Source organism: Sphingobacterium sp. DR205 (assembly GCF_011064245.1).
Lineage (GTDB): Bacteria > Bacteroidota > Bacteroidia > Sphingobacteriales > Sphingobacteriaceae > Sphingobacterium > Sphingobacterium athyrii.
This window is the reverse complement of record NZ_CP049333.1, coordinates 5,222,910-5,235,508: the sequence shown is the minus strand read 5'-3', so window position 1 is coordinate 5,235,508 and position 12,599 is coordinate 5,222,910. Positions and strand designations below refer to the sequence as shown.

The following is a 12,599-nucleotide window of genomic DNA, read 5'->3' as shown; positions in this document are numbered from 1 at the left end:
AGCGCTTTGCTCTTTCTAACGGTTTTGTACTTTCATGGATGAAACTTTATCGTTGAACGTAGAGAGATAGGAAGACGTAGATGTAACGACGAGGCTATCGCCGGTAAAATTATTTCCGTTGTATAAGGTGACTTTAACATTGGCTCCAACTTTAATGGAAGAGATGCTATTGTCTGTCACGCCTTTCGCCAATAAATCCGAGGTGGTATACTGCCCTTTACCAAAGCTTCCTTTCACACCGGCATAGGAGGCATTGGAATAGGTATACACCGAATCTTGATTGGTTGTCAGGAGTCCGTTGACATAGTTGAAATCGTAAACATTGGACGTAGTGTATCCATTTTGCAGTAATAATTTTACTTTAAGTTCGTAAGGTGTATTGCCTTTGTAATAAAGTTCATTGAGGTCTATGGTTCCTTGGATGCTACCCGAAGAAAGTGGCGCAAACTTCCATGTGACTGCATTGTAATCTTTGTTGGCCCCGGTACCTTCGTTGTTCACGTTGGGATCCATATAAACCAATATCTCGCTCACAGGCAAATTAGAAGTATAATTTCCTGTAATAAAGATTTTTTGCTGACTGTTGTCAATGGCAAATTGAGGTTGTACGGTATAACTGGGCGCCTGATAAGGACTGGCTGTTGCTACTGTTGATTGAAAAACTTCATTTCTGCTGAGAATTGCTGCATCAGAGCCCGTTAGGAAAGTAGGCAACCCCTTGCTAAAGCTCACATTGCCGCTTCCCATCAGTGATGTGCCCAAGGTAGGTTCTTCACTGACATATTTAGCACGGTTATGGGGCAGGTTTAATCCATGTCCCAATTCATGGAGCATACCGCCGAGATAGTTTGAGCTCGGATTCGGAATTCCATTGACGGACATGGAGGAATTGTCCACTGCAAAGCAGTATTTTCCATAGCCATAGAATGGCTGGCTGCCATCGCCGTCTGTTCTCGCCGGCAAAAGTACCAGGTAGTGATTGTTGGATGAAAATTGGCCCGGATGGCTGGTTTTGTAGGCATTGATCTCATTTATAATTTTACCGGCTGATATAGCTGAGCTATAGGGATAGTCCGCTTGTGCTCCCGCCGCCGGAATTTCAATAATGTTAACCAGACCGGTGGAATCTTTTGCCAGACCCAGATAATTGCTGTAGCCATAGCGCCCCATTTCATTATGTAACCAGTCCTGAAAATGGACAAACAGCTGAGATAGCCGGGTTTTGTAGCCGGGTAAGGCTGGATTGTCTGTGGGGACAAACATAATGATATTGAGATTGACCGGATTCGTGACAAATGTAAGGTTGGATAGTGATGTGTCTATGACGCCATTCGAGGAGGCCTTTGACCGTCGGATTTCTGTCGTACCTTGCTCTGACAATGGCTTTGAACAGGCGAAAAAAAGTGATAGGATTGTGGTGGACAATGCAATTCGTTGAATGATTTGCATCCATCTTTTTGTTGGTTTTTTCATAATTTTTGAAATAAATAATCTATAATTGTTAATGGGTATTGGTTACTTAGGGGCAACCAAAACACATATCTATAGTAGAGAATATATTTTGATTTATAGCGATTTCCGTTTAAGTCAAACGTTTGCGTAACTTACGAAAACGTTTCAATTGATATACTTTATTCAGAGGATTTGCGTGTGAGGATAGACGCTTGTAATTCAATGTTTTGGTACTGTGTTGCAATCTCGTTATCCGAACTGTCCAAAATTTTATGGAGAATAGCGAAAGCCTGAGATCCAATTTCACGCGAAGGCTGTACAATGCTTGACAATGACGGCTGAAAAATATTGGTGTATTGGAAATTAGCAAAACCGATAAGGGCTAAACGATCCGGTACGGAGATTCCGATTGTATGTAGAGCCTCTAAGGTTAAATAGGTAAGTTGATCTGATGCGGTAAAAATTGCTTGGGGCGGGGTACTTGAATTAACGAAATGTGTGAGGTGATTTTTTAGCTGGTCCAGCACATCTATTCTTCTTCTATTCGTTTCTATCGATAGCACGTAATTCGAATTATAAGCTATGTCAAAATCCCGTAGACATTGAATATAACCACGCCGACGCTCCGATGATGTTCCTGGCGATAGATTGGAAATAAATAGAATTTTTCTCTTACCGCGATTGATTAACTGAGAAATACCTTCGTAAACGACTTTGAAATTATCTATTCCAATCTTATACGTATTTATATCGTAATTGGTCCGGTCGATAAGGACAATAGGGGTGCCCTCATTTTTTAATTTTCGGAGATATTTTAATGAGATACTATTTCCTGTTGCTGCAATGACGATAGCATCCGCCCCCTTTTTAGATAACATTTCTAAATGTTTCAATTCAAGCTTGGGGTCGTCCGCACTCTGCATAATGATCAGGTTGTAAGCCGTTTCGGACATTTCTCTTTCAATACCTTCGAGAATCTGCGAGAAAAACGGATTGCCGATCGAAGGAACAATCATACCGATAATATTTGTTCGCCCCTTACGCAATAGTTTGGCATATTGATTGGATTGATAGCCGTTCTCATGAGCAAAATTTTGAATTTTAACTTTAGTTAATGAGCTGATTTCGTGACTATTTGAGAGTGCTTTGGATACGGTACCTACAGAGTAGCCTAAAGCCTTGGCAATATTTTTTATAGTTATTCTTTTCATGTTTTGGAATTGCTTTTATTTACTATTGGTGGCCTATTGAAAGTTTTATCTGTACTATCCCGGTATATGAAAGAAGACTACCAGGCGGTTTTGCCTGATAGTCTAAACTAAACACTAATTAATACATGGTCATCTCTTACCATTATTTTTTGAGCTTGTCGATCGTTGGCTTTTAGTTGGTTACATTGACAATATACCATACATTGAGTTCGCCAGATCGTATGGTGACAGTGTCCTTGCCGACGGCTAAGCCAGTAACCAGCCCGGTATTGCTATACGTGGCAATTTCGGGATGTTTGTTGCTATAGGTCGCGTCTGTTACAGTACGGTTTCCGGGATTGACTGCCAGATTGATCTGGAGCGGTGTACCGATTTTAACAGGGATCTGCATAAAGCCCCCCGAATTTACGGCCTCCCGAACAGTTAAATTGTCTTTGATCGGACCAAGATCTTTTTTGCAGGAATGAAAAACTAAACTTCCGCACAGGCAGCTTAGCAACAGGTATATATTTGATCTAATTTTCATGATATTATTTCTTTTTTATCCTCATTATTTTGCACCCAACCATCCGGGGTTCTGAACCAGCTGGCTACCGTCCAACGTGAGGTCATATAAAGGTAATGGCCAATAGTAGCGGTAGTCTGCCCATAAGGCGACGCCGTTTGTGATGGTGGCACTCCTCGGATATGCGATAATAAATCCATTATTATCCAAAAAGATGTCTTTATTGACTTCTTCTTTGAGGGCGATAATAGGTTTGGCGGTATGCGAACCATCGTATAATTTTCCTTTTTCGGCTGTAAATTTCATGCCGCGCAGGGGAACGGTCATCAGATTGCCGGCTTTCCAGCGCATCAAATCCTCATAACGGCGGTCTTCTAAGACCATTTCTACACGACGTTCACGCCTGATTTCACGGATAATAGGGCTAACGGTGTAATCCAGTTTGGTAGCGTAGATCTCATCGAGCCTTGGGTCTGCCGGAGGGTTGCCAAGCTCGAGCTTGCTGCTGGGGTATTTTGCAAAATCAAATCCTGCACGTTGGCGCAACAGATTGATCGTCCGATCGAGGTCATTCTGAGTCAAAGTGCCTAGGATAGCTTTAGCTTCTGCCAACATCAGCAATACCTCTCCATAGCGGAATTCAATAGCCGTTTGTTGTCCGTTTGTCGTCGCCTCATTTTCGGTCCGGTCACCCATCCAGTGTTTAATGGGAAGGTAACCGGTTACCGTGCTGCCTCCACTGACATTGTAGGATAGTCTAGGGTATGTGATACCATTTTTTTCGAGACTGGTGGTTCCATCCGTTCTGTTAAACAGGGAACGATTTTCACCTGGATAATTAATGGTTTGCTTCAGGCGTGGATCGCGGTTTTCAAGTTCGGACCATAGGCCATCATATCCTTTGAATAGGGGGTTGGCGGTATAGTTGCCAGCCGCGCCCGAGGTATAGATGGGTTTCCCGTCAATACAGAGGTATTCGTCAATAAGCCCACGTGTTGCACCTCCCGCTGGTCGCCCGCCTGAGACACTGTTGTTCTGATCCCAATACCGTTGAGTGGCATGGCCCACCACAGTACCATTGTATACCCTGGCTAAAATAGCCTCTTTATTACCGTCAGAATTTGGGTCTTTTTTAAACGTAAATAATTTCCAATAAGGGCTGTCGCCTGTGGCATAGAGCTGATAGCGACCAGTGGCTATGATTTTTTCACAGGCATCTACAGAAGCTTCTAGGAAAGATTTTGCTGTACTTTGCAAGGATAGCTCGTTGTGATAGGTTCGAAAGGAACCTTCGAACAGGCCTATCCGTGCTTTTAAAAATAGTGCCATATCCTGATTGATGCGTCCATCGGGACGGCCGGTGACGCCTTCCAGTCCCGCAATGGCCATATCGATCGTCTTCATTAAGGAATCAGCGACCACGGTGCGCTTATCCCTAGGATTGAACAATTCCTTACTGTCGATATTGAAATCACTAGAAATCCAGGGTACATCGCCAAACAACATCAGTTTGCGATAATAATCCATGGATTTAAAGAAATACGCCTCCCCGATATATTTGTTCAGTCGGGTAATATCATTATTGACCGCGGGCAATGCATTTGTGTAGTTTTGGATGAAATAATTGACCGAGCGCAGATTTTCCCATGTCCAGTCGACCGAAGCGCCTCCATTTGGCGGAATAAATGTGTTATCCAGGATACTGCTAATATTGCCATAACGGACCATATTGTCGGTCATAAAATCGCTGGCCAGCAGATGGCTGCCGCCAACCACATTGGGATTGACTTTGGCATCTGCCCAGACCGTACCATGCCCTAGAATATACCGGCTATAGAGGTTATTCAGGTAGAGTTTCAATTCGGTTTCAGTATATAATGAGTTGTCCTTCGATAGGTCGGTCTCAGGACTTAGTTGTAAAAATTTATCGTTACAGGACTGGGTCAGCAAGAGGGATGATGCTGCACCAATCACGATTAATCTGAATATGTTCTTTTTCATAATAGTTTAGTTAGAAGACAATTTGGGCACCAAAAGCAATGGATCTCTTTTGCGGATAATCGGCGGATATCTGGTCGACGTCAAAAATTGTTGGTATTTTAGTCACTTCAAAGATATTGTAACCGGCCAGTGTGAAGCGTAACCGCTCGACGCCAAATCGTTTGGTCAGCTCTTTAGGCAGGGTATAGCCTAATACGGCTTGTTTGAGTCTGAGGTAGGCACCGTTGATCAGATATCGGTCCTGAACGTCGACCGAAAGGCCATACATGGGAAATTCGGCATCGGTACGATCCGGAGTCCAGGATCTTTCGTACATCCATTTTGAGCCAGCGCCACCGCCCCAATAGGACGATAAGCCAGTCCAGATATCACGTTTCAGTACGCCCTGGAATAGGAAATCAAGATCGAAATTTTTGTACTGCACATTTCCAGTGATCCCAAACCGATAACGTGGTGTGGAATTTCCGATGACGACACGGTCACCCGGATTTGCCAGCGTATTCAAACCAGCATCTATTTTACCGTCCGGAATTCCCTCAGGTCCGCCCAGATCCTGGTACCAGATATAGCCTGGAAATACCGTTCCCTGATAAGCACCATTGTAAATCCAGTTGCCATTGAGTGGATTTTTGCCGGCAAAATCACTTTCCTGCAGTATCCCGCCGGTACGGTATCCCCATATTTCGCCAACGGTTTTCCCATCATACATCACTTCTCTGTTTGATTGATTGACAATCATCATGGTCGTATTAGAAGCATAATGCTGTACCTTGGTCAGGTAGTCGGAGAGGTTAAGACCGACACGATAGCGGAGCTCATTGTTAATCGTCTGCTTCCAAAGGAAAGAAAGTTCGAATCCTTTTGTCTCCAGTATCCCTGAATTTTCCAAAGGTGCAACCGTACCCAAAACGGATGGGAACGCGGCACTGCCATCAGTCAGGATATCCGTGGTCTTTCTGTTGTAATACTCAAAGGTAACATCGAGTCTGTTTTTGAGCAATGTACCATCTAAACCGATGTTCCAGGTTCTGGCCTTTTCGAAAGTCAGATAAGGGGAAACTAGGCCAGGCGGATTGATATAGACGATCTGTTCCCCATTGATCAGATAAGGAGCTTTTCCTGTTTCCATTGTTGCCTGATAAGGATAGATGGAGGAAGGCTGATTGCCTAATTTTCCCCAGCTTCCGCGCAGCTTAAGTTCGTTGAGCCAGTTTCTTGTACCTTCCATAAAACCCTCCTGCGAGATCCGCCAACCAGCAGAGAAAGATGGAAAGGTAACAAACCGATCATTCTTTGTAAATTTGGAACTACCATCATAACGCAGATTGCTCTCAAAGAAATACTTTTCGGCATAGTTGTAGTTCACCCGTCCGAATACGGCACGGCCGGCAAGCGTATATGCATTTCGGGATACAGTATGCAAAGATGGATCCTCTGCAGCATCAGGATTCTGTATGTCTGCTGAGATCAGTTTCCGGAATTTATTGGTGATCTGATTAAATTTTGTCTGTTCCTGATTATATCCCACGACCGTGGAAAAATTATGTTTCTCGGCCCAGGTCTTTTTGTAATCAGCATAGATATTAACCAAATATTTATTGGTGTTGTTGTTATCAAAATAAGCCTGATTCTCTCCTGCGTCGGCTTGTTGGGAGGAATACTTCCAGGAATCTATTATTTGGTTGAATTTTGGACTATACCGATTCAGGCTATAAGATTGTGGTTGATAGCTCAGGTCGGCCTTTAGTTTCAGTGCATTGGGTATAAGGGTAAATTCGGGCGAAATCAATAATGATACTCTTCTGTCCGTGGACTGGTTGTTAGCACCATAACTCAACCAGGCAAGAATGTTATCGGTGTAGGTATTGGGCAAAGGATCATTTGGCCCCGTTTGGATGGGCATATTGATGTTTTTGTGCGTCTCGCCCATCATGGCAGACCAGATGCTTCCCTTTCCGCCAACAATATAAGGGCTGTTGAAATTGGTCTGGTCAAAACCTATTTTCCCAAAAACGCTGAACCAGCTATTCACTTTGGCATTGATATTCATCAGGGCATTGTAGCGTTTCAATTTATCGGTGTTGATCTTATACATACCCGATTGATTCTGTAAGCCTCCGGAAATATAGTAGTTAATGGATTCGGCACCACCGCTGAGGTTAAGCGTATGTTTTTGCATCGGGGTCCATTTTTTGACCGCTTCCTCAAATGGATTGACATTGGCTACCCAAATGATGTTGTTTCCCTCCTGATACCAAGCATTTTCAGGCGTTGGATTATCCATGTACTTTTGGATCATTTCCAGCCTTTTTTCATCCGATGTGTTGGGTTTGCCATTTGTCCATAGTGTTCGGTCCATACCCGATTTTTGGATCTCATAGGCGTTGAGGATATCAGGAAGGCCAGAAGGCGTATCAAAGTTGGAATCGAAGTTGTAGGCTATCCTGCCTTTTTGATTGAACTCCCCACGTTTGGTGCGGACCAGGATGACGCCATAGGCTGCTTTTGTACCATAGATTGCAGCTGCAGAGGCATCTTTGATAAAAGACATGTCCATGATATCATTCGGGTTAAGCTGATTCAGGGCACCTGTGGAGCTCTCGACACCATCGATGATCACCAAGGGGTCGCCATTGACGGATTCAAAAACTTTTGTATTCGTATTATAACTCATGGACGTACCGCCTCTCAGGTTAAACCCCGGTGTACTGTTTGGCGAACCATTGCCAAAGGTAATGTTCAAGTTGGGGACGAGGCCCTGTAAAGCCTGCCCGATATTGGCAACCGGACGATTCTCAAAAGCTTCTTTGCCAACATGTGAAATAGCCCCTGTTAAGTTGACCTTCTTTTGTGTACCGAAGCCCACAACAACAACTTCTTCCAAAGCGCTGTCATTTTCTACTAGGGATACGGTTAAGCTGCCAGCCGTAGCACTGTTAAATTTGACAGTCTGTGAATTGAAGGAAAGGTGGGAGATCGTCAAGCTACCTTCTGATAGTGTGGATTTTAGCATAAAGTTTCCGTTGCTATCAGAGGATGTTCCGGTATTCGTTCCGTTTAAACTGATTGTTGCATTTTCAATGGGGGCACCGTCTTTTTGGGCAATCAACTTGCCTTTAATCGTGTATTGTTGTTGGGCCTGAACGGTATTTTTTGGCGCACTTGGCAGGACGATAATATGCTTTTTGTGCATTTCAAACTGAAGCGGCAGCTCGTCCGAAAGTTCTTTGAGTACGTTTTCCAGCTTTTGGTTGGAGACGTTGACGTTCACCTTTCTTAGATCGTTAAAGAGACTTTCATCATAAAAGAAATGATAGCCGGTTTGTTTCTTGATTTCCTGAAAGATCGTCTTCAGGTCGCCTTTGTTGAGATGCATGGTGACTTGTTGGGCTTCCGTTTTACCGTATACGCCATAAGTAAATAGTAAACCAAGAAATAGGGTTGCTTTCACTTTTTTTGAAATAAGGGGTGCAAAGCTAGGTTCGGTCATACGACTCCCGAACAGGTAATCTTTACATTTGATAAAGTAATTCATATATTCAGCAATAAGATTGGTTTTTTGTTTTTCATTCAGGTACTTAGGTACCTTTAATTAGCATCGACTGATGCGGTACCACTAAGGTTGGTTACGTAAATCTCTAAATCATAAATAGGTCCTCCTTTAATAATTGCTTGTCTTACTTGTTTTTGTTCTTGACGGTGACGGTTTTCTTGTCGATGGCGAATTCAACTCCGGCGCCACGCTTAATCAATTCCAACGCCTCGGCCAGGCTCACGCTTCGGCTGATGCTGCCCCCAAAGGTTTTCTTGGTGATGGGCCCCTGATAAATGACTTGGATGTCATACCATCTTGCCAACTGTTCCATAATATCCTGGATCTGGTCGTGCTCGAAGTAAAAGTAGCCCTGCTGCCAGGCAATTTCCTTTTCAATATTCGCCTTGGAAATATGCATGTCGTTGCCATTGAATTCAACTTTTTGTCCAGGAACGACCTGTTTTGTCGTTTTATTGGTATTGGTCAGCTGGATGCTGCCATTGATCAGGGTGACATTGGATGATGCACTGTTGTATGCCCTTAAGTTGAAAGCTGTCCCCAACACTTTAATATCACCATGGGCAGTGGTGACAATAAAAGGTCGATTTTTTTCATGGGCCACTTCAAAATAAGCTTCTCCGCGTAGTTCTACTTTGCGGACTGATTTGCCGAAGGCTAGCGGATAGCTCAGTTCAGAAGCTGAATTGACCCAGACTTTGGTGCCATCGGGCAGTACCATGCGATAGAACCCTGATGCAGGGACTGTCAATGTATTTTTTAGCGTAGCAAGTTCTGCCTGCGCACTGTTGGGTTTATAGTGCAGTTGTCCATCGCTAATCCGGAGCTGTTCACCATGTTGTTCCTGCAGGGTAGCCTGCTCTTGCGAAAGTTCTACAATCTTACCGTTGGAAAGGGTGAGTGTGGCTTTCTGTCCACCCGGTAAAACATCATTTTTATAATGATACACCTGATCGGCGACAATCTGTTTATCCTGCTGTGTTTTATTCAGGAACAGTGCGGCACCAATAATAAGGAGCAGGCTGGCGGCCAAGCCCACATAGATTTTTAGGTTTCGTAGGCGGCCATTGCCTACGGACCGAATTGCTGCCCTGGTCGGCTCGTAGTTTAAGATCTTTGTTCTTGCCCGATCAAGGTCCAGGTTACTCCAAAACTGGGCATCACTTGATTTGACTCCCCGGCTGATGGATTGCTCCCATTGATCGCGCAGGGTAGGATCATCTTCAAAGATCTTTTGGAGAGATTGCAGATCTGTTTGACTTAGTGTTCCGCTAAAATGCTTTACTAAGTAATCTACGAGTATAAATTGGTGGTCCTTCATGTTCTTCAATCGGCTGTTTGATTAAAAGAGCCACAAAGACTGCAAAAGGATGGAAGGAAAAATAAAAAGAATCGTAAAATATTATTAGTCAGGAAGTAAAAATAATAGGAGCGCTAGCATGCGGCTATCCAAACGCGTGCGTAGGAGCTGTATCGCTCTTTTTTTCTGGCTTTTGACGGTATTAATGGAAATGGTCAGGTTGTTGGCGATTTCATCGTTGGAGAGCTTCTCAAAAATTGCCATGTGCAGCACTTGCTTGCAGCCCTGCGGTAATTGGTTGATCGCTTCCATCAGTTGGTTGATAACTTCTGCCTGCATCATGGCATCCATGATCGTCTGTTCTTCGATCATGTCCTTATCGAGTTGGTCGAAGTATTTGCTTTTTACTTTTTCGCTCCGGATCTGTTTGAGGCAATTGTTTCGGATGGCGATAAAGAGATAGCCTTTTCGGGCATGCTCCTCCTGGGGCAGGGTATTGCGCCCTTCGCAAAGTCCGGCAAAAAAGCTCTGTACAACATCCTCAGCCTGTGCTTCGTCATGAAGGATATTATTTGCAAACAGACAGAGCTGTTTGTAATACTGCTGAAAGAGCGATTCAATATCATAAGGTAGCGATCTCTGCAAATTTTCCAAGTGATTTAATATGTATTAAGAAATTGACATAACAGGAGCTCTTGGAGCATCGCATAAATATAGGAAAATATGCTTAACTTTTGAATCGGGATCATTTGAACTACTTTTAGACGACAATTGCTGCTGGTCGGCCTTTTTCCACCGGATGCACTAGCTACTCTATCTGCTGGTTTAAGAAATGCCGGGCAATATATAATTTTCTTTTTTATAAGGACTTCGTGTGAATTTTATTAATTTTTGCATCATAGTCTTGGAGACCACATGAATGACAGCATTAAATACGAATAAACCCTATACAAAAATAGCATTTTGGGCTATTTTTATGCTTTTTGGTTGTGGCTCCAAAACTAAGCAACAACTGTCAGGTGCAAGAATCTTGCATGAGGTTCCTGCAAATGGGACCTACTGGAGGAATTCGGATAACACATTTCTTGTCGCAGTCGTCCAAGAATTAAATGCAATTTATTTATATAAGATTAGTCTAACGGACAGTGTTCATATCGTTAAATTCTTTGGTGAAAAAAGTAATGACACAATTTTTATGGATTGGCGAGATTATCAGGAATATCCATATAATTCGAAAATAGGTTATATCGGAGGTCAAATTTATCCCATGTGGACCATCGCCCGGAAAAATAAAGAAAATCCTAAAAACGATATAAAAGGATATTTTTCAGTGGATGAAATGTTGAAAGATGCCAATTTAAATCCAAAAATTGAACAAATTTCTAATAGCGATTTTTCTATGATATTGTCCCGTCAGCTTGAAAACAAGATCATTGACTTCAATAAGAATCAAATTGTATTTGATGCCAAACATTTAAAAAGTCGGAAATATAATTGTAATATGAGCATAAATTATGGTGATCTAGACTATACATCTGATAATCCGTACGGAACAATTAATTTATTTTATAATCTTACAATTTCCTCAAATGGGCAGGTCGTAAAATCTGATATCGATGGTATGAAAAATGCGAACCAAAACACGGAACTGTTAAAAGATGTTGCCGATAATTTGATTGGTAAAAAAACACAAATTTATACAATCTTAAACCTTCCTGTTTCAACTTGTATCCCTTGTGCCGTTGCGATACGGTTTAATTAAATTGAGTGATCTTATGATATGCTAGTACCCTTTGCTTTCTTGATCCGCTCAAGTACATATGCATAGATATAAGGCAACGAAATAATAATGGCCAATGCTACGATGATTTTTAGAAGCATGAGGATAATCTGAAGGGGGAGAGCGACCCAAAAGCTAAAATAATCCAAAGGAATAAATAGTCTGGAATCATCTGTTCTATTGATCAGTATTTTATAATTTTTAGCGTTGATGTACTCCTTTATCTGCTTGTCCAGTGCTAAATTATGGCCTTCGATATCGCCGTCTGTATTCCATAAGTTATTGGAGTAACGGCGGGTTGCCTCCGAAGCGTAAACTCGCTGCTCTTTGTCCCCGACCCTGTACGTGTAGGTAATGGATGCGGTAGATGAAGCTGCGGAGTGCTTTGTCGTTGGCGTCCAGCGGATTTTATAATCAATAATTCTGCCCTCTGCTTCCGTCCAGCTGGGATGAAAAAAAAGAAAGCTCCGGTATTGAAACCACGGTAAGCAGGAATAGATAGTTGATCCGGTCAAAAAGATCACAAACGAAAAAATAGCGAACTTCTTACTGAAGAGTTTACGGTTAAAAAATAGTATAAACAGCAGCGGGGATAAGACTATCGTAAAGATAAGAACAGGTGGCGGACTGACGCACAGGAATACAATATATAGCACTGGCATCAGAAATTTGTACGTAATTTTGTCGTACAATTTCCTTGTCTCTTTTAGATAACTTTCGTTTGAGTTATTCATCGCTATTGATCATCATATTAGATTATTGGCCGTTTGACTTGCGGCCAGACTGCCCAAAGAGGC

General features: G+C 42.7%; 9 protein-coding genes. 1 reads left to right on the top strand and 8 read right to left on the bottom strand.

All coding sequences use genetic code 11. From position 1 onward, the window contains the following. Positions 1 to 15 precede the first annotated feature (15 nt). From G6053_RS22455 to G6053_RS22425, 7 genes are all read right to left on the bottom strand, one after another. A complete protein-coding gene (locus tag G6053_RS22455) occupies positions 16 to 1,473 on the bottom strand; it encodes a hypothetical protein (protein ID WP_165308554.1) in 1,458 nt (485 codons plus the stop codon). Between the two features lie 158 nt (positions 1,474 to 1,631). After that, the gene (locus G6053_RS22450) at positions 1,632 to 2,663 is read right to left on the bottom strand and encodes a LacI family DNA-binding transcriptional regulator (protein WP_165308553.1); all 1,032 of its coding nucleotides are present in this window, start codon (positions 2,661 to 2,663) and stop codon (positions 1,632 to 1,634) included. Positions 2,664 to 2,835: 172 nt separating this feature from the next. After that, positions 2,836 to 3,189 carry an Ig-like domain-containing protein gene (locus G6053_RS22445; RefSeq protein WP_165308552.1) on the bottom strand — a complete coding sequence of 118 codons (354 nt, stop codon included), beginning with the start codon at positions 3,187 to 3,189 and terminating at the stop codon, positions 2,836 to 2,838. Positions 3,190 to 3,213: 24 nt separating this feature from the next. Then, on the bottom strand, positions 3,214 to 5,169 hold the full coding sequence (locus G6053_RS22440; RefSeq protein ID WP_165308551.1) for a RagB/SusD family nutrient uptake outer membrane protein: 1,956 nt from the start codon (positions 5,167 to 5,169) through the stop codon (positions 3,214 to 3,216). Positions 5,170 to 5,179: 10 nt separating this feature from the next. After that, positions 5,180 to 8,704 carry a TonB-dependent receptor gene (locus G6053_RS22435; protein WP_165308550.1) on the bottom strand — a complete coding sequence of 1,175 codons (3,525 nt, stop codon included), beginning with the start codon at positions 8,702 to 8,704 and terminating at the stop codon, positions 5,180 to 5,182. A 142-nt stretch (positions 8,705 to 8,846) separates the two neighbouring features. Beyond that, complete coding sequence (locus tag G6053_RS22430; protein ID WP_165308549.1) at positions 8,847 to 10,043, bottom strand: FecR family protein; 1,197 nt, start codon at positions 10,041 to 10,043, stop codon at positions 8,847 to 8,849. Between the two features lie 84 nt (positions 10,044 to 10,127). After that, entirely contained in the window at positions 10,128 to 10,676 is a 549-nt protein-coding gene (locus G6053_RS22425) for an RNA polymerase sigma-70 factor (RefSeq protein WP_165308548.1), read from the bottom strand. 265 nt (positions 10,677 to 10,941) lie between these two features. Between G6053_RS22425 and G6053_RS22420 the strand changes: the two genes are divergently transcribed. Then, a complete protein-coding gene (locus tag G6053_RS22420; RefSeq protein ID WP_165308547.1) occupies positions 10,942 to 11,784 on the top strand; it encodes a hypothetical protein in 843 nt (280 codons plus the stop codon). A gap of 11 nt (positions 11,785 to 11,795) precedes the next feature. Here the strand turns inward: G6053_RS22420 and G6053_RS22415 are convergent, their stop codons facing one another. Beyond that, positions 11,796 to 12,536: a hypothetical protein gene (locus G6053_RS22415; RefSeq protein ID WP_165308546.1), complete on the bottom strand. Its 741-nt coding sequence runs from the start codon at positions 12,534 to 12,536 to the stop codon at positions 11,796 to 11,798. Positions 12,537 to 12,599 lie beyond the last annotated feature (63 nt).

Excerpts from the sequence above, each read along its gene's own strand:
- G6053_RS22435 (WP_165308550.1), bottom strand. The coding sequence starts at position 8,704 with ATGAATTACTTTATCAAATGTAAAGATTACCTGTTCGGGAGTCGTATG.
- G6053_RS22445 (WP_165308552.1), bottom strand. The coding sequence starts at position 3,189 with ATGAAAATTAGATCAAATATATACCTGTTGCTAAGCTGCCTGTGCGGA.
- G6053_RS22430 (WP_165308549.1), bottom strand. The coding sequence starts at position 10,043 with ATGAAGGACCACCAATTTATACTCGTAGATTACTTAGTAAAGCATTTT.
- G6053_RS22420 (WP_165308547.1), top strand. The coding sequence starts at position 10,942 with ATGACAGCATTAAATACGAATAAACCCTATACAAAAATAGCATTTTGG.
- G6053_RS22455 (WP_165308554.1), bottom strand. The coding sequence starts at position 1,473 with ATGAAAAAACCAACAAAAAGATGGATGCAAATCATTCAACGAATTGCA.
- G6053_RS22415 (WP_165308546.1), bottom strand. The coding sequence starts at position 12,536 with ATGAATAACTCAAACGAAAGTTATCTAAAAGAGACAAGGAAATTGTAC.
- G6053_RS22440 (WP_165308551.1), bottom strand. The coding sequence starts at position 5,169 with ATGAAAAAGAACATATTCAGATTAATCGTGATTGGTGCAGCATCATCC.
- G6053_RS22450 (WP_165308553.1), bottom strand. The coding sequence starts at position 2,663 with ATGAAAAGAATAACTATAAAAAATATTGCCAAGGCTTTAGGCTACTCT.